The organism is Kaistia soli DSM 19436, assembly GCF_900129325.1.
Lineage (GTDB): Bacteria > Pseudomonadota > Alphaproteobacteria > Rhizobiales > Kaistiaceae > Kaistia > Kaistia soli.
Map to the genome: position 1 here is coordinate 501658 of NZ_FQUP01000001.1, position 19400 is coordinate 521057.

23 protein-coding genes are annotated in these 19400 nt (G+C 64.9%); 10 read left to right on the top strand and 13 right to left on the bottom strand.

The genetic code is table 11. The features are described 5' to 3' along the window. Positions 1–43: 43 nt before the first annotated feature. Genes ispH through rnhA form a run of 3 tightly spaced genes read left to right on the top strand, consistent with a single transcriptional unit; the run spans position 44 to position 2446 of the window. Entirely contained in the window at positions 44–1009 is a 966-nt protein-coding gene (gene ispH / locus BUB39_RS02560) for a 4-hydroxy-3-methylbut-2-enyl diphosphate reductase (protein WP_073052701.1), read from the top strand. Between the two features lie 7 nt (positions 1010–1016). After that, positions 1017–1982 carry a homoserine kinase gene (locus BUB39_RS02565; protein ID WP_073051464.1) on the top strand — a complete coding sequence of 322 codons (966 nt, stop codon included), beginning with the start codon at positions 1017–1019 and terminating at the stop codon, positions 1980–1982. Then, positions 1979–2446 carry a ribonuclease HI gene (rnhA, locus tag BUB39_RS02570; RefSeq protein ID WP_073051465.1) on the top strand — a complete coding sequence of 156 codons (468 nt, stop codon included), beginning with the start codon at positions 1979–1981 and terminating at the stop codon, positions 2444–2446. Before BUB39_RS02565 ends, rnhA begins: the two co-directional genes overlap by 4 nt. Positions 2447–2535: 89 nt before the next feature. On the opposite strand, the gene BUB39_RS02575 is transcribed toward rnhA, so the two are convergent. Together BUB39_RS02575 and BUB39_RS02580 are read right to left on the bottom strand one after the other, a co-directional pair. Next, a complete protein-coding gene (locus BUB39_RS02575; RefSeq protein ID WP_073051466.1) occupies positions 2536–3018 on the bottom strand; it encodes a peroxiredoxin in 483 nt (160 codons plus the stop codon). Between the two features lie 74 nt (positions 3019–3092). Continuing rightward, on the bottom strand, positions 3093–3947 hold the full coding sequence (locus BUB39_RS02580; RefSeq protein ID WP_139251318.1) for a protein-disulfide reductase DsbD domain-containing protein: 855 nt from the start codon (positions 3945–3947) through the stop codon (positions 3093–3095). 180 nt (positions 3948–4127) lie between these two features. Between BUB39_RS02580 and BUB39_RS02585 the strand changes: the two genes are divergently transcribed. Beyond that, positions 4128–4724 (top strand): YqgE/AlgH family protein, encoded by a 597-nt coding sequence (locus tag BUB39_RS02585; protein WP_084527092.1) that lies wholly within the window; start codon positions 4128–4130, stop codon positions 4722–4724. A 6-nt stretch (positions 4725–4730) separates the two neighbouring features. Here BUB39_RS02585 and BUB39_RS02590 read toward each other — a convergent pair whose 3' ends face one another. The 8 genes from BUB39_RS02590 to coxB form a co-directional block, all read right to left on the bottom strand. After that, the gene (locus BUB39_RS02590) at positions 4731–5441 is read right to left on the bottom strand and encodes an SURF1 family protein (protein ID WP_244540124.1); all 711 of its coding nucleotides are present in this window, start codon (positions 5439–5441) and stop codon (positions 4731–4733) included. 123 nt (positions 5442–5564) lie between these two features. Beyond that, positions 5565–5972 (bottom strand): DUF983 domain-containing protein, encoded by a 408-nt coding sequence (locus BUB39_RS02595; protein WP_073051470.1) that lies wholly within the window; start codon positions 5970–5972, stop codon positions 5565–5567. Positions 5973–6028: 56 nt separating this feature from the next. After that, on the bottom strand, positions 6029–6868 hold the full coding sequence (locus tag BUB39_RS02600) for a cytochrome c oxidase subunit 3 (protein WP_073051471.1): 840 nt from the start codon (positions 6866–6868) through the stop codon (positions 6029–6031). 18 nt (positions 6869–6886) lie between these two features. Further along, positions 6887–7507, bottom strand: coding sequence for a cytochrome c oxidase assembly protein (locus BUB39_RS02605; protein ID WP_073051472.1), 621 nt, complete (start codon positions 7505–7507; stop codon positions 6887–6889). Positions 7508–7510: 3 nt separating this feature from the next. Further along, complete coding sequence (locus BUB39_RS02610) at positions 7511–7711, bottom strand: hypothetical protein (protein WP_073051473.1); 201 nt, start codon at positions 7709–7711, stop codon at positions 7511–7513. Then, positions 7705–8631, bottom strand: a complete 927-nt coding sequence (locus BUB39_RS02615) for a heme o synthase (protein WP_073051474.1) — start codon at positions 8629–8631, stop codon at positions 7705–7707. Before BUB39_RS02615 ends, BUB39_RS02610 begins: the two co-directional genes overlap by 7 nt. 60 nt (positions 8632–8691) lie before the next feature. After that, the gene (gene ctaD / locus BUB39_RS02620) at positions 8692–10311 is read right to left on the bottom strand and encodes a cytochrome c oxidase subunit I (RefSeq protein ID WP_073051475.1); all 1620 of its coding nucleotides are present in this window, start codon (positions 10309–10311) and stop codon (positions 8692–8694) included. Positions 10312–10395: 84 nt separating this feature from the next. After that, entirely contained in the window at positions 10396–11343 is a 948-nt protein-coding gene (coxB, locus tag BUB39_RS02625) for a cytochrome c oxidase subunit II (protein ID WP_244540125.1), read from the bottom strand. Positions 11344–11675: 332 nt separating this feature from the next. On the opposite strand from coxB, the gene BUB39_RS02630 reads away from it, so the two are divergent. From BUB39_RS02630 to tldD, 3 genes are all read left to right on the top strand, one after another. Further along, positions 11676–12185, top strand: coding sequence for an invasion associated locus B family protein (locus tag BUB39_RS02630; RefSeq protein WP_073052703.1), 510 nt, complete (start codon positions 11676–11678; stop codon positions 12183–12185). A 16-nt stretch (positions 12186–12201) separates the two neighbouring features. After that, positions 12202–12813: a pyridoxamine 5'-phosphate oxidase family protein gene (locus BUB39_RS02635; protein WP_073051476.1), complete on the top strand. Its 612-nt coding sequence runs from the start codon at positions 12202–12204 to the stop codon at positions 12811–12813. A gap of 163 nt (positions 12814–12976) precedes the next feature. Then, positions 12977–14401 carry a metalloprotease TldD gene (tldD, locus tag BUB39_RS02640; RefSeq protein WP_073051477.1) on the top strand — a complete coding sequence of 475 codons (1425 nt, stop codon included), beginning with the start codon at positions 12977–12979 and terminating at the stop codon, positions 14399–14401. 12 nt (positions 14402–14413) lie between these two features. Here tldD and BUB39_RS02645 read toward each other — a convergent pair whose 3' ends face one another. Further along, positions 14414–15313 carry a helix-turn-helix transcriptional regulator gene (locus tag BUB39_RS02645; RefSeq protein ID WP_073051478.1) on the bottom strand — a complete coding sequence of 300 codons (900 nt, stop codon included), beginning with the start codon at positions 15311–15313 and terminating at the stop codon, positions 14414–14416. 160 nt (positions 15314–15473) lie between these two features. Here BUB39_RS02645 and BUB39_RS02650 point away from each other — a divergent pair, with 160 nt between their 5' ends. Further along, complete coding sequence (locus tag BUB39_RS02650) at positions 15474–16055, top strand: DUF308 domain-containing protein (RefSeq protein WP_073051479.1); 582 nt, start codon at positions 15474–15476, stop codon at positions 16053–16055. Between the two features lie 17 nt (positions 16056–16072). Here BUB39_RS02650 and pdxH read toward each other — a convergent pair whose 3' ends face one another. Next, entirely contained in the window at positions 16073–16675 is a 603-nt protein-coding gene (gene pdxH / locus BUB39_RS02655) for a pyridoxamine 5'-phosphate oxidase (protein ID WP_073051480.1), read from the bottom strand. A gap of 129 nt (positions 16676–16804) precedes the next feature. Between pdxH and BUB39_RS02660 the strand changes: the two genes are divergently transcribed. Together BUB39_RS02660 and BUB39_RS02665 are read left to right on the top strand one after the other, a co-directional pair. Continuing rightward, entirely contained in the window at positions 16805–17260 is a 456-nt protein-coding gene (locus BUB39_RS02660) for an RT0821/Lpp0805 family surface protein (RefSeq protein ID WP_073051481.1), read from the top strand. Between the two features lie 125 nt (positions 17261–17385). Then, positions 17386–18357 carry a DnaJ C-terminal domain-containing protein gene (locus BUB39_RS02665; RefSeq protein ID WP_073051482.1) on the top strand — a complete coding sequence of 324 codons (972 nt, stop codon included), beginning with the start codon at positions 17386–17388 and terminating at the stop codon, positions 18355–18357. Between the two features lie 3 nt (positions 18358–18360). On the opposite strand, the gene BUB39_RS02670 is transcribed toward BUB39_RS02665, so the two are convergent. Further along, the gene (locus BUB39_RS02670) at positions 18361–19332 is read right to left on the bottom strand and encodes an L-threonylcarbamoyladenylate synthase (RefSeq protein ID WP_073051483.1); all 972 of its coding nucleotides are present in this window, start codon (positions 19330–19332) and stop codon (positions 18361–18363) included. Positions 19333–19400 lie beyond the last annotated feature (68 nt).

The window sequence follows — 19400 nt, forward strand, 5'->3', positions numbered from 1 at the left end:
CTTCGCTCCCTCTATTCCGCTCATGCCGCCGGAAGAACCGCTGATGTCCGAATTCGAGAAGCCGCCGCTCGATGTCCTGCTCTCCGCGCCGCGCGGCTTCTGCGCTGGCGTCGACAGGGCAATCCAAATCGTCGAGCTGGCTCTGAAGAAGTTTGGCGCGCCGGTCTATGTCCGGCACGAGATCGTGCACAATCGCTATGTCGTCGACAGCCTGCGCGACAAGGGCGCCGTCTTCGTCGAGGAACTTGACGAGATCCCTGATGATGGCCAGCCGGTCGTCTTCTCGGCGCATGGTGTCCCGAAATCCGTGCCCGAAGCGGCCCGGACGCGGCAGATGTTCTTTCTCGATGCGACCTGCCCGCTGGTGTCGAAAGTGCACAAGGAAGCGCAGATTCATTTTAAGCGCGACCGCGAGATCGTGCTGATCGGCCATGCCGGACACCCCGAGGTGATCGGCACAATGGGCCAACTGCCGCCGGGCACCGTCTCGCTCATCGAGACGGTAGCGGATGCCGCGGTGTTTCAGCCGCGCGATCCCACAGCGCTCGCCTATCTCACGCAGACGACGTTGTCGGTCGACGACACGGCCGCGATCGTCAGGGTGCTCATGGAGCGCTTTCCGGCGATCACGGCGCCGCACAAGGAAGATATCTGTTACGCGACGACCAATCGGCAGGATGCGGTCAAGCGCATCGCCGCGTCGGTCGACGCGATGATTGTCGTCGGAGCGCCGAACTCGTCGAATTCGCAACGGCTGCGCGAGGTCGCAGAACGCGAGGGCTGCCCGGTTTCGGTGCTGATCCAGCGTGCCAGCGATATCGATTGGCCCGCGCTTGGCGCCATCCGCCGTGTCGGCGTGACGGCTGGCGCCTCGGCGCCCGAGGTGCTGGTCGAAGAGGTCATCGACGCCTTTGCCGCGCGCTACGCCGTCAAGGTCGAGGTGGTGCAGACGGCGGAGGAGACGATCGCCTTCAATCTGCCGCGCGAACTCCGGCCGGCAGCGGCCTGATCCCAGAATGGCCGTTTACACAGAGATCGCGGACGACGAGATCGACCGCTTCGTTTCGGGCTACGACATCGGCGCCGTGCTCTCCTTCAAGGGCATTGCCGAGGGCGTGGAAAATTCCAACTATCTCGTCGTCACCGAGACTGGCCCGCATATCCTGACGCTCTATGAAAAGCGCGTTGATCCGCGCGACCTGCCCTTCTTCATCGGCCTGATGGAGCATCTCTCTGCGCGCGGCCTGACCTGCCCGCAGCCGGTGCGCAATCGTGCCGGCGAGGCGCTCGGCACCCTGGCCGGCAAGCCGGCGGCGATTGTCACATTCCTGAAGGGCATGTGGATCCGCCGGCCACGCGTCGAGCATTGCGCGGCGGTCGGGACAGCGCTCGCAGACCTGCATCTCGCGGGCGAAGGCTTTGCGCTAACCCGCCGCAACGCGCTTTCAGTCGAGGGATGGCGGCCGCTTTTCGAGCGCTCCGTGGAGCGAGGCGACAGCGTGTTGCTCGGCCTTGTCGACGCGATCCGAGAGGAGCTGGATTTCCTCGAGCGCGCCTGGCCGAGCGGTCTGCCGAAAGGCGTCATCCACGCCGATCTCTTTCCGGACAATGTGTTCTTTCTCAAGAACCAGCTCTCCGGGCTGATCGACTTCTATTTCGCCTGCAACGATTTCCTCGCCTATGACGCTGCCATCTGCCTGAATGCCTGGTGTTTTGAGGCTGACGGCGCCCTCAACGTCACGAAGGCGCGGGCCCTGCTCGGCGGCTATCAGAGGGTCCGTCCCTTCACAGACGAGGAACTCGCGGCGCTGCCGATCCTGGCGCGTGGCTCGGCCCTGCGTTTCCTGCTTACGCGGCTCTATGATTGGCTCAACGTGCCGCCCGGCGCGCTGGTCGCGCCCAAGGATCCGCTCGAATACTGGCGCAAGCTGCGCTTCCATCAATCCGTCGCGGATATCCGCGCCTATGGTATCGGTGAATGACTGACGAAGAACGTGTCCAGATCTGGACGGACGGCGCCTGTTCCGGCAATCCCGGCCCCGGCGGCTGGGGCGCCGTGCTGGTCTTTGGCGGCCAGACCAAGGAGCTGAGCGGCGGTGCGGCCGAGACCACCAACAACCGCATGGAACTGACCGCCGCCATCGAAGCGCTCTCAGCCTTGAAGCGGCCGTGCAAGATCGACCTTCACACGGATTCACAATATGTGAAGGGTGGCATCACCGGCTGGATCCACGGCTGGAAGAAGAATGGCTGGAAGACCGCCGACAAGAAGCCGGTGAAGAATGTCGATCTCTGGCAGCAGCTCGACGAGGCCCTGAAGCGGCACGACGTGGCGTGGCATTGGGTGCGCGGCCATGATGGCAATGTCGAGAACGAAAAGGCCGACCTGCTCGCCCGCCAGGGCATGGCGCCCTTCAAGCCAAGCCGCGGCCGCCCAGCCGCCTGAGCACCCCCAAAAGGCCCGACACCGAGATCGCTGCCAGCTCGGCCGAACACATGGCCAAGCTGGCGTTTGTCGATGGACGTTCGCCGGTCTCAGAGAAGCCCGAGAACCGCCGCAGCGCCCGAGACGGTAACGCCCGGCGCATCCTCGATGTTGAGGGCCGTGACGGTGCCGTCCTCGACCACCATCGCGTAACGACGTGAACGGACGCCGAGACCGGCCGGGCCGAGGTCGACTTCGAGTCCTGCCGCCTTCGTGAAAGCGCCGGCGCCATCGGCGAGATAAAGGATCTTGCCCTCGCCACCCGTTGCCTTGGCCCACGCGCTCATGACGAAGACGTCATTCACCGCGACCACCGCGATCTCATCGACGCCCTTCGCCTTGATCGCATCGCCCTGGTCGATATAGCCGGGCAGATGGTTGTTGTGGCATGTGGGCGTGAAGGCGCCCGGCACGGCGAACAGGACCACCTTCTTCCCGCCGAAGATCTCGGCCGTCGTTTTCTCGACAACGCCGTCCGGCGTCATGATGCGGAACTTGGCGTCAGGCAGGCGCTCGCCAACCGAGATGGTCATCGCAGTCTCCATGGATGGGGGAAGGTAGGAATTCGCAGCCCAGCATAGCGCCGGGAACACGCGGTGAGGCATGTCTAGGGTGTCGCAGTCGCCGCTCCGGTTGAGCCGAGCGTGAAGGCACGGGTCGTCGCGGCACTGCCGCTAGACAATGTCAGGCGGATGGAGGCACCGGCAAGCGGACCTGAAGCAGTCTTCCGATCGATGGCGAAGCGATAGGTCGCTGTCCCCTTCCCTGTCGATGCAAGCGTTGGCGTCGCGGGGTACCAGTCCGAAGGCGTCTCGACGAAGAGCAGGCTGTCATCGGGCGACGCCGCAGCAACCTCAACTTCGTATTCAGGTGACTTTTCATTGCCCCCCACCTGCCGCAGCGCCTCGATTTCGAAGACGCCCGTCTGGCCGGGACCAGGCAGCGCTGCCCTCGCCTCGGCAAGCGTCGCGATCGCCCGAGGTTCCGCGTCAGCAGGCGAGACGTCGAGATTGGCGGAAAGGCTCACCGGCAGGCAGATATCCTTGCAGACGCCGAGATCGGCGGCGAGTACGAGCCGCGCGGGCTCGTCGGGATCGCTGAGACTGAAACGAACCGGCAGCAGGACGCGGTCGTGATAGACGTTCGAGACCGAGAAGCCGTCATCGCTGCGCTCGGGCGCCGGATAGTCGATGGTTGCCCCGCCGGCATTTGTCGAGGCGGAGAAATCGAAGCGCGGCGGAATGCCAGCATCGCCCGGGGTCCGCCAATAGGTCTTCCAGCCGGGGTCGAGCTCTAGCTCGATCGCCGCCTCAAACGGAGCTCCGGGAGCCGGCCGCGCCGCGACCAGCCTCATTCGGGCGTGCTCGCCCTCTGCCCATTGGCCTGTGGCGGCGAACGCCGGCAGGGCAAAAAGGATCGCAGGCAGCAGCGGGAAGAGGCGGAACAGAAGGCGGGGGGTCAAGATTGTCCTGAAAGCGTTCGCCCGATCGAGCCTGAACAAGGATTGCTTCGCATCGAATTAACGGCGGCGCCGGCCCAGCACCAGCCGCCTCCGATCATTTGTTCGTGTGACGGCCGAGCAGCGTCCGTTTTCAATCCCGAGCCGAGGTGCTACAGTTTGTCGATGGGCGAGACGATGTCGATGCGAGCCGCTACCGAGCGCAGCTATCTGGACGGTCAGTTCCTCATCGCAATGCCGAGCATGCAGGATGACCGGTTCGCGCGCTCCGTCATCTATCTCTGCGCTCATTCCGATGAGGGTGCCATGGGCATCGTCGTCAACCAGGCGGTGCCGCAGATCGACTTCGCCGATCTTCTCATTCAACTCGACATCATCGCCGAAGGCCCCGAGATTCGCCTGCCGCGCGCGGCGAGCCGGATGATCGTCCAGCGCGGTGGCCCGGTGGAAACCGGTCGCGGCTTCGTGCTGCACAGCGCCGATTATTTCGTCGAGAATTCGACCTTGCCGATCGACGATAATATCTGCCTGACGGCGACGCTCGACGTTCTGAAGGCGATCGCTTCGGGCGCGGGCCCGGAAAATGCCATGCTGGCGCTTGGCTATGCCGGCTGGGGCGCCGGGCAGCTGGAACAGGAAATCCAGGCCAATGGCTGGCTTTCGCTGGAAGGCGACATGGATCTCATCTTCGACACAGATCTCGATGGAAAATATGGCCGCGCGCTGTCGCTGCTCGGCATCGAACCGGCGATGCTTTCAACGGATGCCGGCCACGCCTGATCGGCGTCAGTCGGCCTCGTCGTCCGGGCCGCGCTTCAGCACCCCGCGCGCATAGGCGATGAAGACGCCGACGAGCGCCAGAGCAAGCCCGAACCATGTGATCACATATTGCAGGTGGTTGTTCGGAAAGACGACCAGCGTCTCGCCGCCCTGCGGCAGGCCGCCCGGATTGGGCGTCGCATCGGCATCGATCGAATAGGGCGCGACCTCCGCGGCAGGCAGACCGGCAGCCCGCGCGTAGAGCGCCGGCTCTCGGGCGAACCACTGATTGTCGCGGCTCATGCCGTCGCCGAAGAGATGCAGAGGCCGTTCCGGGCGCCGCAGCAATCCGGTTACCGAGACAGTGCCGGTTGGCTGGCCTTCGGCGCGCGTCGCGGGATCGCGTCGCGGATCGGGGACGAAGCCTCGATTGACATAGACGATCCAGCCGGCATCGGTTTTCAGCGGGACGAAGACCTGCCAGCCGACACCACCAATCGGGCCCTTCGGCTCCGACAGCGTCATATAGAGCAGCGCTTCCTTGTCTGTCAGGAAGGTGCCGCTGACCGTTACTGGCGTGAAGTCCGCTTCAGCAAGATCAAGGGTCGGCCAGGCTTCAGGACCGGGCGCCGGAACAGGCGCTGCATGGATGCGGCTGTCGACCTGCGCGATCAGCGCTTCCTTCCAATGAAGGCGCTGCAGCTGCCAGAAGCCGAGGCCGCACAGCAGAACGAACATCACAATCGTGGCGAGGGCAGGCGCCACGAGTCGGCGGATCGGTGATTTCACGCGAGTGGGAGCATCACGACGCGTCATAGGCATCCTCGCGCGTCTCGCCGGCCGCGTGCCGTCATTGGCACGCTATTCGAGCCGGCCCTGCTCGGCCTTGGTGCGATATTGAATGGCGATCATCAGGCCCTTGAGCGGGCGAAGCATGCCAAGTGACAGCCCGAGGATCAGGGGCACCCAAAGCAGAATGTGCACCCAGAACGGCGGCTGAAAGGTGAATTCGACATAGAGCGCCAGGAAGGCGACGATGAAGCCGACGATCAGTATGACGAACACCGCCGGGCCGTCGCCCGAGTCGATGAAGGAATAATCGAGGCCGCAATTCTGGCAGGCCGGCTGCAGATCGAGAAAGCCCTTGAACAGCTTTCCCTGGCCGCAACGCGGGCAGAGGCCGCGCATCCCGCTCGCGGTCGGCGAGATCGGCGCATAGAGCGCGCGATCCGGAGCATGCTGCGGCTCAATCGCTTCCGGATCGCTCATGGCGTCATTGTCTCCGGGCCTGCGCCGCCTGCCTGGGCAGCGGCGCAGAGCCAAAATCAGGCGAGATGGATCGGCGCGCCCCAGCCACCCCAAACATAGATGGCGAAGAACAGGAACAGCCAGACCACGTCGACGAAGTGCCAGTACCAGGCCGCCGCCTCGAAGCCGAAATGCTCCTTCGGGGTAAACTGGCCGGCGAGCGCCCGGGCCAGACAGACGATCAGGAAGATCGTGCCGATAATGACATGGAAGCCGTGGAAGCCCGTCGCCATGAAGAAGGTGGCGCCGTAGATGTTGCCGCCGAACGAGAAGGCCGCGTGCGTGTATTCGATCGCCTGGACGCAGGAGAAGATGAAGCCGAGCACGACCGTGCAAATGAGGCCCCACTTCAGGCCTTCGCGGTCATTCTCGAGCAGGGCGTGATGGGCCCAGGTCACGGTCGTTCCCGAGGTCAGAAGCAGCAGCGTGTTGAGCAGCGGCAGGTGCCAAGGATCGAAGACCTCAATGCCCTTCGGCGGCCAGTGACCGCCCGTGAATTCGAAGCGGGCGAACTGCTGCGCCTCGTGGGCGAAGAGGCTGGCATCGAAGAAAGCCCAGAACCAGGCGACGAAGAACATCACCTCAGAGGCGATGAACAGGATCATGCCGTAGCGCAGATGCAACTGCACCACGCGTGTATGGAAGCCCTGCTGCCCTTCCTTGACGACGTCGGTCCACCACGCCGCCATGGTGTAGAGCACCATCAGAAGGCCGGGGACCATCCACAGCAGCGAGGCGCCGTGCATATAGGAGATGCCGCCGATCGCCATCGCCAGCGCGCCGATCGAACCGAGGAACGGCCAGGGGCTGGGATTGACGAGATGGTAGTCGTGGTGCTTGGCGTGGGCCTCAGCCATGATGGTGCTCCCCGGTCCTTATCGAAGCTTTGGATCCGCAGCGCCCGGCCCGAGCGACGCCAACGGCGCCGGCTTGGCCTCAACGCTCGGATAGAACGTGTAGGAAAGTGTGATCGTGTCGGTGTAGCGGGAGTCGACGTCGTCAGCCATCGCCGGATCGACGAAAAACGTCACCGGCATCTCGACGCGCTCGCCCGCCTTCAGCGTCTGCGAATTGAAGCAGAAGCAGGCGATCTTGTTGAAGAAGCGCCCGGACGAATCCGGCTGGACGTTGAAGCCGGCCTGCCCTGTCGACGTTTCGGCGGTGCGGTTCTCCGCGATGAAATTGACATGGCCGACCTCGCCAAGCCTGACGCGGACTTCGCGCTGCTCGGGGCGGAATGCCCAGCCGATGCCATTGGCGACATTGGCATCGAAGCGGACGGTGACCATGCGGTCGAGCACCTGGCCGGGCGCCGCCTCGGCGCGCTGGGTGGTGCCGCCATAGCCGGTCATCTGGCAGAACAGGCGATAGATCGGAACAGACGCGAAGGCCGCAGCGAGCATGGCCACGCCGAACACCGCGCTGACAGCCGCCGTCACGCCGAGCGAGCGCTTGCTGGCGCGGCGCGGTGCAGGGTGTGGCTCGGGGCTGGTCATGCGTCAGAGGCTCCGGTTCGCGACATTGCCGCCGAGCTTCACGATCGTGACCGCCCAGAACAGGATGACGAGCGCGCCGAGGGCCAGGCCGATCGCGATCGAGCGCGCGCGGCGGCGACGCAATTGCTCGGGCGTCAAGCGGATACCGTCATCGACAGAGGGCATGGCCTCAGAGCCGCGATTGCGCTCCAGATCCGCTACCATGACAGGCCTGCCAGCATGGCCAGCCGCTCGACGAGCAGCATCGCGAAGAGCATGAAGAGATAGAAAATGGAGAAGGCGAACAGCCGCTTCGCCGGCAGCATCGCGGCGTCGCTGTCGGCCATGCGGTAGACCCGAACAGCCATGCCGAGGAACACCGCGCCGAGCGCCGCCGCAGCGCAGCCATAAGCCAGCGAGGCGAAGCCGAGGATCGCCGGGAGCACGCCGATCGGCGCGAGCAGCACGGAATAAATCAGGATCTGGCGCCGCGTCTCAGCAAGGCCCGCCACCACCGGCAGCATGGGAATCCCTGCCCGCTTGTAGTCGTCCGACTTGAACAGCGCGAGCGCCCAGAAATGCGGCGGCGTCCACATGAAGATGATCAGGAACAGCACGACGCTTTCGACGCTGACCGATCCGGTGACGGAAGCCCAGGCGACCACGGGCGGGAAAGCGCCGGCCGCGCCGCCGATGACGATGTTCTGCGGCGTCCAGCGCTTCAGCCACATCGAATAGATGACGACATAGAAGAAGATCGTGAAGGCAAGCAGGCCACCCGCGACCGGATTGACCAGTACCGTCAGACAGCCGACCGAGAAGGCCGCCAGCGTCAGGCCAAAGGCGAGTGCCTCGCTCTCGGTGACGCGGCCGGCCGGGATCGGGCGCTTTTGCGTGCGCAGCATCAGCCGATCGATGTCGGCGTCATACCACATGTTGAGCGCGCCCGAGGCCCCGGCGCCGACTGCGATGCAGAGCAGCGCCGCGAAGCCGACGACGGGGTGGATCCCGCCGGGAGCCATGACCATGCCGACCAAAGCCGTGAAGACGACGAGCGACATCACGCGCGGCTTCAGCAGCGCGATGTAATCCGCCGGGCCGGCGAGGCTCGCGGTGTCGATCCGGTCGATCTGCACGTCAGACATCAGGCGGCAACCATTCAGGGTTGGAGCCGGGCGCGCCCGGCTCCGTCATTCAAAGTTCGGCTAGTGCTTCACTTCGCCGATACGGGGCAGCACTTCCCACTGATGGAAGGGCGGCGGCGAGGACAGCTGCCATTCCAGCGTGGTCGCGCCGGGGCCCCACGGATTGTTCGGAGCCGGCACCTTGCGGCGGAAGGCATCAAACACGCCATAGAGGAAGATCAGGACGGCGAAGGCCGAGATATAGGAACCGATCGACGAAACGAAGTTCCAGCCCCACAGCGCGTCCGGATAGTCGGCATAGCGGCGCGGCATGCCGTCCATGCCGAGGAAATGCTGCGGGAAGAAGACGAGGTTGACGCCGATGAACGTGACCCAGAAATGCAGCTTGCCGATGCGATCGTCGTACATGTAGCCGAACATCTTCGGGAACCAATAGTACCAGCCGGCGAAGATCGCGAACACGGCGCCGAGCGACAGCACGTAGTGGAAATGCGCCACCACGAAATAGGTGTCCTGGAAGACGCGGTCGAGGCCGGCATTGGCGAGCATGACGCCCGTGACGCCTCCGACCGTGAACAGGAAGATGAAGCCGACTGCCCAGAGCATCGGCGTCTTGAACTCGATCGAGCCACCCCACATCGTCGCGATCCACGAGAAGATCTTGATGCCGGTCGGCACCGCGATGACCATGGTGGCCGCCACGAAATAAGCCTGCGTCTCGAACGAGAGGCCGGTTGTGTACATGTGGTGCGCCCACACGACGAAGCCGACAACGCCGATGGCGACCATGGCATAGGCCATGCCGATATAACCGAAGATCGGCTTCTTCGAGAAGGTCGAGATGACGTGGCTGATGATGCCGAAGCCCGGCAGAATCAGGATGTACACCTCAGGATGACCGAAGAACCAGAAGAGGTGCTGGAACAGGATCGGATCACCGCCGCCTTCCGGCTTGAAGAAAGTGGTGCCGAAATTGCGGTCGGTCAGCAGCATGGTGATGGCGCCGGCAAGCACCGGCAAAGACAGCAGCAGCAGGAAGGCGGTGACCAGAACCGACCAGGCGAAGAGCGGCATCTTGTGCAGCGTCATGCCCGGGGCGCGCATGTTGAAGATCGTCGTGATGAAGTTGATCGCGCCGAGGATCGACGAGGCACCCGAGATATGAAGGGCGAGGATCGCGAAATCCATCGCCGGTCCGGGCTGGCCTTCAGGGCCGGAACTCGAGAAAGGCGGATAGATCGTCCAGCCGCCGCCAACGCCGTGCTGACCGGCCGCGCTCGGCATGAACAGCGAGATGATCAGCAGCAGGATCGAGGGCGGCAGCAGCCAGAACGAGATGTTGTTCATGCGCGGGAACGCCATGTCGGGGGCTCCGATCATGATCGGCACGAACCAGTTGCCAAAACCACCGATCATCGCTGGCATGACCATGAAGAAGATCATGATCAGGCCATGCGCGGTGGTGAAGGTGTTGAAGACATAGGGATTGCCGAAGATCTGCAGACCGGGGTTCTGCAGCTCCATGCGGATGCCGACCGACAGCGCGCCACCGAGGATGCCCGACATGATCGCGAAGATCAGGTACATCGTGCCGATGTCTTTGTGGTTGGTCGAATAGACCCAGCGCCGCCATCCGGTCGGATGGTGATCGTGCGACGCCTCTGCGGCATGAGAAGCCATGGCCTCACCCCTTCCCTTAATTCATCAGGCCCGCTGGCGCAGTGCGCCGGGGCCGAGCAACGAGATTGTGCGGCAGCGCCGATATCAGCGCGCCGCGACCTCAACGATCGAACCAGCCGCTGCCGGCTTGGCCGCATCCGCCGACGCCACCTTGGCGGCGTCAGCCTCGATGCTGGCGAAAAGCTGCTTGTAGGCGCCGGGCAAATCGGTCTTCGCCGCGGTGACCCAGGTCTGGAACTGCTCCGGCTTCACCACGCGGATCGCGATCGGCATGAAGGCATGGTTGATGCCGCAAAGCTCGGAGCACTGACCGTAATAGACGCCTTCACGCTCAGCGAGGAACCAGGTCTCGTTGAGGCGGCCCGGGACCGCGTCGATCTTGATGCCGAAGGACGGCAGCGCGAAGGAGTGGATGACGTCCTGGCCGATGACCTGCATGCGGACAACCGTGCCGACCGGGACGATCATTTCGTTGTCCACGGCGAGGAGGCGCGGCTGGGTCTTCGGATCCTTGATCTCGTTCTCGGGGATCATGTTCGAATCGAAGGCGACGCCGCCATTGTCCGGATATTCGTAGTTCCAGTACCACTGGATGCCGGTCGCCTTGACGGTCAGCACCTTGGCCGGATCGTAGTCCTTGATGATGCGGCCCGGGTCCTGCTGCGCGAACAGCAGCGAGAACGAGGGAATCGCGATCGCGATCAGAATAAGGATCGGCGCGACGGTCCAAACGACCTCGATCAGCGTATTGTGCGAGGTGCGCGAGGGAACCGGATTGGCCTTCGCGCTGAAGCGCACCATCACATAGATCAGCAGCGCGAGCACGATCAGCACAATCGCGACCATGGCGATGGTAATGCCGATGTTGAAGCTGTTGATCCGCTCCATGATCGGAGAAGCCGGCTCCTGCAGCCACATCGCCCAGGGCGTCGGCTGGGCGGCCTCGGCGGCGCCCGACATCGCGCCGAGGACTGCCGCGATCGACCCACCGAGCAACAAGCCCGATCCGAGACGCGTCTTGGCCTTCGTCACGTCGTCACTCCCTTTCATTCCTCAGCGGCATCCGGTGCGCCCGCGCGCCCGGCCTCCGTTGCGCCATTTTCCACAACAGTATAGGCCGAAGGCAGGATGCTTCCACGGTGCGATTTCGGATTTGCCGAATATCGCCCGAGACAAACCACATGGACCTTTGCCTCGCAACGGTGGATCGTGAGAAATGATGCGGCAAATCGCGCCCGGCATGACATCGATCAATGCGGCCAGGAACGAGATTGGCTGTGCGAGGATCATGGCCCGAAATGGCGGGAATCCAGGAGATCGAACCGGTGAACACGACTGAACTGCACGGGCGCGCACCGCGCCGGATGCTTCTGCTGGCGACCCTCGGCCTGGCCCTGGCGTTCGTTCTCGCACCCCTAGCCGGACCGTCCGGCACCGCACGGGCGCAGGGCGTTTCCAAGGGCATGCATGGCGACTGGGAAACGCGGTGCGACAAGCCGCCGGGGGCGCAGGAGGAAATCTGCTCGATGATGCAATTCGTCACGGCAGAGGACCGCGATAATGTCGGCCTCTCGGTGATCGTGCTGAAGACGGCGGACAAGAAGGCCAAGGTGATGCGCGTGCTGGCACCGCTTGGCGTGCTGCTGCCCTCCGGCCTCGGGCTCAAGATCGACCAGAACGAAATGGGCCGCGCCGGCTTCGTGCGCTGCCTGCCGGATGGCTGCCTGGCCGAGGTGATTCTCGACGACAACCTCATCGGCAAGCTACGCGCCGGCAAGACCGCGACCTTCGTGATCTTCCAAACGCCGGAAGAAGGCATCGGCATCCCGATCTCGCTGAACGGGTTCGGCCCGGGCTTCGACGCCCTGCCCTGACGAGAGGCTTAGCGCGATGGCTCCGATCAGATCACCCGAAGCCTTGCGGGCGCTTTATGGCGCCCCCTCGCCGCGCGCGCTCGCCAAGCAGCTCGACCATATCGACAGGCATTGCCGCGCCTTCATCGCACTATCGCCGTTCCTCGTCCTCTCGACGCAGGGGCCGGACGGGCTCGGCGATGCCACGCCGCGCGGTGATCATCCCGGCTTCGTGACGGTCGCCGACGAGAGGACGCTGATCATCCCCGACCGGCCGGGCAACAGGCGCGTCGATTCGCTCACCAACATCGTCGAACGACCGGGAATCGGGCTGCTGTTCCTGATCCCCGGTTTCCTCGAGACGCTGCGCGTCAATGGCGACGCGGTGATCGATGACGACCTCGTCCTGCGCGAGGCGCATCGCGTCGACGATTCGCTCCCGGCGACGGTTCTGGTCGTCACCGTGCGCGAGGCCTATCTCCAATGCGGCAAGGCGCTGATCCGCTCGGACCTCTGGGCCCCGGACAGCTGGCCCGAGCGGACGCTGCTGCCGACCATGGGCGAAATGCTGAAGGACCACACCCGCTCTTCCGCGCCGCCTGAAAGCGATGCCGAAATGCTCGAGCGCTACAAGGCGATCCTCTACTGACGCGCGGCCTTTCGCTGGGGCCATACCGGTTCCAGCCGAAGCGAGCTTTCAGGATCGAATATCTTGCCACGGACGGTTGTGGCGGGGCGTCCGGCGCAGCGGGGGTGCGAAACGCTGAGCGATCGCCTATCTGTCTCGACACAGTCCCTCCGGAGTCTTCACCATGGCCGATGAATCTTTGTCCATCCTCGCTCGCGCCGGGCTCGATCGCGCGGAGACGGAAGCCGTGGTTGCCGAGGCGCTTGCCGGCGCAGACGACGGCGAGCTCTATCTCGAATATGCCCAATCCGAAGGGCTCGTCTTCGACAATGGTCGGCTATCGGGCGCCAGCTATGACGTCCGTCAGGGCTTCGGCCTCCGCGCCGTCGCGGGCGAAGCCGTTGGCTATGCCCATGCCGGCGAGGTCTCGCTAGACGCGATCCGCAGGGCCGGTGAGGCAGTCGCTTCCGTAAAATCGGGGCATTCCGGCGTGCTGGCAGAGCCGCCGGCCGGCACCAACCGCCGTCTCTATACCGATGAGAACCCGATCGGCGCGCCGAGCTTTGCCGAGAAGGTGACTCTGCTGGAACAGATCGATGCCTATGCGCGGGCCAAGGATCCCCGCGTCCGCCAGGTGAGCGCCTCGCTCGCCGGCTCGTGGCAGGTGGTCGAGATTCTGCGCCCCGACGGCACTTACCGCCGTGACATCCGCCCGATGGTGCGGGTCAACGTTTCGATCGTCGCCGGCCAGGGCGACCGGCAGGAGCAGGGTTCGTTCGGCATGGGGGGGCGCGAGGGCTTCGGGCAGTTCGTCACCACCGAACGCTGGCAATATGCCGTCGATCAGGCGTTGCGGCAGGCGCTCGTCAATCTCGAGGCGATTCCCGCGCCCGCCGGCACCTTCGATGTCGTGCTCGGACCCGGCTGGCCAGGCGTCATGCTGCATGAGGCGGTCGGCCACGGGCTCGAAGGGGATTTCAACCGTCGCGGCGAGAGCGCGTTTGCCGGTCTGATGGGTCAGCAGGTGGCAGCCAAGGGCGTGACGGTGGTGGATGACGGCACGATCGTCGACCGCCGCGGCTCGCTCTCATTCGACGACGAAGGCACGCCGACCCAGACGACGACGCTGATCGAGGACGGCATCCTCGTCGGCTACATGCAGGATCGGCAGAATGCGCGCCTCATGGGCATGAAGGCGACCGGCAATGGCCGCCGCCAGTCCTATGCGCATGTGCCGATGCCGCGCATGACCAACACGATCATGCTCGGCGGCAGCCATCAGCCGGACGAGATTCTGAGCTCGGTGAAGAACGGGCTCTACATGGTGTCGTTCGGCGGCGGCCAGGTCGACATCACCTCGGGCAAGTTCGTGTTCGCCTCGACCGAAGCCTACATGATCGAGAACGGCCGCATCGGCGCGCCCGTGAAAGGCGCGATGCTGATCGGCAATGGACCGGACGCGATGCGCCGTGTCTCGATGGTTGGCAATGACATGGCGCTCGATCTCGGCATCGGCACCTGCGGCAAGAGCGGTCAGGGCGTGCCGGTCGGCGTCGGCCAGCCGACGCTCAGGATCGACCAGATCACGGTCGGCGGCACGGCGACGTAGGAGGAGCGTGGCCTATGGAGCCCGGGGCGCAGCACGCCGTGCATATTCTGCGCGCGGGGAATGCCCGAACAGATCCTTATAGGCGCGGCTGAATGCGGCCTCCGAGACATAGCCGATCCTCAGGCCGATCTCGCCGATGCGCGCGTCGCGCCTAGCCAGCATCTCGCGGGCGAGCCCCAACCGCCATTCGTTTTGATAGCGAAGCGGCGCGCGCCCGACGAGCGCCGCAAAGCGATCGCAGAAACTGGAGCGCGACATGCCGGCGATCTCCGCCAGCGCGGGAATGCTCCAACGCTGCATCGGCGCCTGATGGATAGCTTTCAGGGCGCGCGCAATCCGGGGATCGGCGAGCCCGCCGAGCCACCCCGTCGTATGGCCCTGATGCACCCAACTCCGCAATGCGCGGATGACGATAAGGTCGATCAGCCGGGATATCATCAAGGACGCCCCGGGCTGAACGTCGCTTGTCTCCAGCATCATGAAGTGGGCGATGCCCTCGATCCATCCGCCGGCCTCCGCCGGCCGGAGGCGGATGCATGGCGGCAATGCGAAGATCATTCCGCGAAGGCTGTCGGGGTCGAACCAGAAGCGGCAGACCACGACCTTCGCGCCGGGATCCAATGCCACGAGCCGGAAGCCGCCGCATCCCCTGGGAAATAGCAGAAGGTCGCCCGTGCCGATGGTCGCAAAGGCCAGGCCTTCGCCTTCCATCCGCAGTTCGCCGGCCGTGACGATGGCGACATGCGCCTCCGTCGGCGCAACATCGAGCTCCTCCCCCTCGGCCAATGTCTGCGAAACGACATGATCTCCCGTGAGCCGGATCTGCGACAGCACGTCGGAGAGCAAATCCCCCGAAACGGCCGGATCCGATCCTTCCGGACGAATGATCAAGTTTTCCAGCAGTTCCATCATGGCTGCTCTTGGTCGCCGACGGTACAAGGCTCACACGAAGATCGTGTATCGGCCTGACAATACTTCGCTTTCCTGGCCAGGCCAAACCGTTTCCAGGACCACCTTGCGCGCGGGGCATCTATTCCGATCTTCCTCCGCGCCCAGGCCAAAGGATCGACCAATGAGCCACCAGACCCTTCAGGAACCCAGTCCTCTCGCCGCATCGCGCTGGCTGAGGTCGTATTATTTTGCCCGCGCGGGCTTCTCCATCGCCTGGGTGGCGGCCGCCTTCACAATTGGCAGGAGCATGCCTCCGATCGAGGCAGCCCTTCTGATCGCGTATCCGGCGTGGGATGCCATCGCCAATGTCGTCGACGCGAAACGCAGCGGCGGGCTGAAAGCCAGTCCGAGCCAGGCCATCAATGCGACAGTCAGCCTGTTGACGAGCCTTGCCGTTGTCGTGGCGCTCGGACAGAGCCTCAACGCGGTCCTGGCCGTGTTCGGCGTCTGGGCCATTCTCGCCGGCCTGTTCCAGCTCATCACAGGGGTGCGGCGCTGGAAGACAGGCGCTCAATGGGCGATGATTCTGAGCGGTGCCCAGTCGGCGCTCGCGGGCGCTTTCTTCATCAAGCAGGCGACAGGCGCCGCCACACCCGGCATCGTCGACATCGCGCCCTATGCTGCCTTCGGCGCCTTCTACTTCCTCATCTCGGCAATATGGCTTGCCGTGAAGCTGGCGCGGCAATCAGCACGCCGCGAGTAACGCCCCAAGGGTCGGCGCTAGGGATAGAGCCGCTCGCGGCTCCATTCTGGCGCATCCGGTTCGGCGCGGCCGAAGACGATCCGGTCATGCAGGCGGAAGGCGCCGTCCTTCCAGAATTCAATCTGCGTCGGGCGGATGCGGAAGCCGGACCAGTGCGGCGGTCGCGGCACGTCGCCGAGCGGATAACGCGCCGCGACCAGCGCGACGGCCTTTTCCAAGGCGAAGCGTGATTCGAGCGGCCGTGACTGCTGCGACGCCCAGGCGCCGAGCCGACTGTGGCGGGGGCGGGTCTTGAAATAGTCATCCGCCTCTTCGGCTGGGACCGGCTCCGCCGGACCGCGCACCCGCACCTGCCGCCGCAGCGACTTCCAGTGGAAAAGCAGCGCCGCCTTCGGCTGGGCCAGGAGCTCACGCCCCTTGGCGCTCTCATAATTCGTGTAGAAGACGAAGCCGTGTTCGTCGAAATCCTTCAGCAGCACCATTCGGACATCCGGCAGTCCGTCTTCATCGACAGTGGCCAGCGCCATGGCGTTGGGGTCGTTCGGCTCGGACTTTTCCGCCTCGAGAAGCCATTCGGCAAAGAGGCCGAATGGGTTGGTCGCGTCTGTGAAGTCACTCATTCTTAACCCAATTTCCCCGATGCTGCGGCCAGCTCGAGGGGCGCGCATGCCGCAACTGTCAAAAGATATAGCGGGCCTCAGCCCCATTGCCAGCCATCCGCAGCGCTCCGCGCCGCGCGAGGGCCGTGTATGAGACGCATCGCAGCGCTCATTCTCTTCGCCGGTGGCCTCGCCGGCTGCGGCCTGACGCCATTCAGCCATGATGGCGTGGACACCGTTACCACAGGCTCCATCACACCAGCTGCCACGCCGCAGCCTGTCCAGGCTGAGCCGCCGGCGCCGACGGTCGTCGGCTCGCTTGCCCAATCGGACTGGGAATCCATCCGAACGCTCGCGGCCAATCGGCTCGCCGATGCTCCGAACGGCGACGCGCTCGACTGGACCAATCCCGACACCGGCAACGAGGGCACGATCGCAGCACTCGCCGACACGCGCAGCCGGACCGGCGGCCTCTCCTGCCGGCCCATCGCGCTCACGGTCAGCGACGTGCGCGGCGTCAGGCGCTATCATGGCCATGCGTGCCGGTCGGTCGACGGGTCGTGGCAGCTCTTCGACATGTCGGCGGACGACAAGGCCCTGCTCTGAACCGTCGTCGAAAGTCGTTGATCTGCAAGTCCCTCGACTGGAATCAATTCCTAGGTCTTCTTATATGACCTGACGATCCCGGGTCTGCGGACCGGGAGCGAATTCTGCCCGTCGAGGGGGTTTTCATGCGTGATCCATATCAGGTGCTCGGCGTCGAGAAGACGGCGAGCGAAGCCGAAATCAAGAAGGCGTTCCGACGCCTCGCCAAGTCATCGCACCCTGATCGCAACAAGGACGATCCGAAGGCGCAGGATCGGTTCGCCGAACTCAATTCCGCCTATGAGATCGTCGGCGACAAGGAAAAGCGCGAGAAGTTCGACCGCGGCGAGATCGGCGCCGACGGCAAACCGCGCTTCCAGGGCGGCGGCTTCGATGATTTTCAGGGCTTTTCGAGCCGGGGTCCGCGCCCCGGGCCTGGCGCACAGAGCTTCCGCTGGACGAATGAGGGTGGCGGCGCGACCGACGACGACATTCTGTCCGAGATTCTCTCAGGCTTCTCAAGCCGGGCAGGCTTCGGCGGGCGACGGGGCGCCGGCCCCCGGCCGCAGCAGACGCGCACGCCTGGCGAGGACGTCAATGCCGCCGTGGCGGTGACGCTGGAACAGATCGTTCTTGGCGAGAAGGTCCGCGCCGAACTTCCGACCGGCCGCACGCTGGAAGTCGCGATCCCGCCAGGCACGCGCTCCGGCAAGCAGATCCGCCTGCGCGGACAGGGCTGGGCAAGCCAGGATGGCGGCCCGGCTGGCGACGCCATGGTCACGGTCGAGTTCATCCCCCATCCGCTGTTCAAGGTTGAGGGGGACAATCTGCGCGTCGACCTTCCCGTAACGCTCGACGAAGCGGTTCTCGGCGCGAAGGTGCGCGTACCAACTCTTGGTGGTTCGGTGACCATGACCGTGCCGGCCAATTCGAATGGCGGCCGCGTCATGCGGCTGAAGGGCAAGGGGCTACCGACGACGACGGGCGGCCATGGCGACCTTCTGGTCGCGCTTCGCATCATGCTGCCTGAGACAGTGGATCCTGAGCTCGAAGCCTTGATGCAGCGCTGGCGGGACAGCAACCGCTATAGCGTGCGGGGGCCGGAATACGGGGCCTGACGCTCAGTCCTCCGGCCGCGGCGCGGCGGCGCGGGCGAGGCGGTCGCGGATCGCCTCTCCGAGCCCTTCATTGGGGATCGGCGAGACCGCGATCGCCGATGCCTTGCCGTCGAGCTGGCGGAGAGCTGCGAAAAGTCCGGCAGCTGCCTCGACGAGATCGCCGCGCGGGCTGAGATTGATGATCGCGACAGCCTCCTCCGCCCCGTGCGGCAGACGAAGGCCGAACGCAATCAGCGCCTCGCCCGGACGAACATCCGCAACATCGAGGCGCACGGGCGCGGACGGTGCGTAGTGGGAGGCGAGCTGTCCCGGCGCGACGGGAGCTTCGGGATCATCGAGCCCGGCAATGATGACGGGCCTTCCCGCCAGCGCTTCGATCGCCTCGCGAGCGAGGCCGCCCGCACGCAGGAGATGAACTGTCCCGTCCACGATGCAGAGGATCGTCGATTCGACACCGACCGCGCTTGGCCCGGCATCGAGGATGATCGGGACGACATCGCCGAGATCCGCCTCGACATGGGCCGCCGTGGTCGGACTGACATGACCGGAGCGATTTGCGCTCGGCGCGGCCAGCGGGCCTTCGAACGCGCGGAGCAGCGCCTGCGCCGCCGGATGGGCCGGAACGCGGACCGCGACGGTATCGAGGCCCGCTGTAGCAAGATCCGACAGGCCTGTATCGCTGCGCTTCGACAGAACCAGCGTCAGCGGTCCCGGCCAGAACGCTTCTGCGAGGCGCCGCGACAGCGGATCGAACATCGCCAATTTTTCGGCGGCGGCGAGATCCGCGACATGGGCGATGAGAGGGTTGAAGCGCGGGCGCCCCTTGGCGGCATAGATGCGCGCCACCGCCTCGCCGCTGCACGCGTCGGCGGCAAGGCCATAAACCGTCTCGGTCGGCATGGCGACGAGGCCGCCGGCGGCGAGCACCTCGACGGCATCGCGGATCGCCGCCGCGTCAAAGGCTGACCTGATCATCCCGCCGTCCCGTTGTTCCCATGCGCTTGCATCGCCGCTTCAAGAGACCAGCCGAGCAGCGCCGTCAA

Excerpts from the sequence above, each read along its gene's own strand:
- ispH (WP_073052701.1), top strand. The coding sequence starts at position 44 with ATGTCCGAATTCGAGAAGCCGCCGCTCGATGTCCTGCTCTCCGCGCCG.
- BUB39_RS02565 (WP_073051464.1), top strand. The coding sequence starts at position 1,017 with ATGGCCGTTTACACAGAGATCGCGGACGACGAGATCGACCGCTTCGTT.
- rnhA (WP_073051465.1), top strand. The coding sequence starts at position 1,979 with ATGACTGACGAAGAACGTGTCCAGATCTGGACGGACGGCGCCTGTTCC.
- BUB39_RS02575 (WP_073051466.1), bottom strand. The coding sequence starts at position 3,018 with ATGACCATCTCGGTTGGCGAGCGCCTGCCTGACGCCAAGTTCCGCATC.
- BUB39_RS02585 (WP_084527092.1), top strand. The coding sequence starts at position 4,128 with ATGCGAGCCGCTACCGAGCGCAGCTATCTGGACGGTCAGTTCCTCATC.
- BUB39_RS02590 (WP_244540124.1), bottom strand. The coding sequence starts at position 5,441 with ATGTTCGTTCTGCTGTGCGGCCTCGGCTTCTGGCAGCTGCAGCGCCTT.
- BUB39_RS02595 (WP_073051470.1), bottom strand. The coding sequence starts at position 5,972 with ATGAGCGATCCGGAAGCGATTGAGCCGCAGCATGCTCCGGATCGCGCG.
- BUB39_RS02600 (WP_073051471.1), bottom strand. The coding sequence starts at position 6,868 with ATGGCTGAGGCCCACGCCAAGCACCACGACTACCATCTCGTCAATCCC.
- BUB39_RS02605 (WP_073051472.1), bottom strand. The coding sequence starts at position 7,507 with ATGACCAGCCCCGAGCCACACCCTGCACCGCGCCGCGCCAGCAAGCGC.
- BUB39_RS02610 (WP_073051473.1), bottom strand. The coding sequence starts at position 7,711 with ATGGTAGCGGATCTGGAGCGCAATCGCGGCTCTGAGGCCATGCCCTCT.
- BUB39_RS02615 (WP_073051474.1), bottom strand. The coding sequence starts at position 8,631 with ATGTCTGACGTGCAGATCGACCGGATCGACACCGCGAGCCTCGCCGGC.
- ctaD (WP_073051475.1), bottom strand. The coding sequence starts at position 10,311 with ATGGCTTCTCATGCCGCAGAGGCGTCGCACGATCACCATCCGACCGGA.
- BUB39_RS02630 (WP_073052703.1), top strand. The coding sequence starts at position 11,676 with ATGCTTCTGCTGGCGACCCTCGGCCTGGCCCTGGCGTTCGTTCTCGCA.
- BUB39_RS02635 (WP_073051476.1), top strand. The coding sequence starts at position 12,202 with ATGGCTCCGATCAGATCACCCGAAGCCTTGCGGGCGCTTTATGGCGCC.
- tldD (WP_073051477.1), top strand. The coding sequence starts at position 12,977 with ATGGCCGATGAATCTTTGTCCATCCTCGCTCGCGCCGGGCTCGATCGC.
- BUB39_RS02645 (WP_073051478.1), bottom strand. The coding sequence starts at position 15,313 with ATGATGGAACTGCTGGAAAACTTGATCATTCGTCCGGAAGGATCGGAT.
- BUB39_RS02650 (WP_073051479.1), top strand. The coding sequence starts at position 15,474 with ATGAGCCACCAGACCCTTCAGGAACCCAGTCCTCTCGCCGCATCGCGC.
- pdxH (WP_073051480.1), bottom strand. The coding sequence starts at position 16,675 with ATGAGTGACTTCACAGACGCGACCAACCCATTCGGCCTCTTTGCCGAA.
- BUB39_RS02660 (WP_073051481.1), top strand. The coding sequence starts at position 16,805 with ATGAGACGCATCGCAGCGCTCATTCTCTTCGCCGGTGGCCTCGCCGGC.
- BUB39_RS02665 (WP_073051482.1), top strand. The coding sequence starts at position 17,386 with ATGCGTGATCCATATCAGGTGCTCGGCGTCGAGAAGACGGCGAGCGAA.
- BUB39_RS02670 (WP_073051483.1), bottom strand. The coding sequence starts at position 19,332 with ATGATCAGGTCAGCCTTTGACGCGGCGGCGATCCGCGATGCCGTCGAG.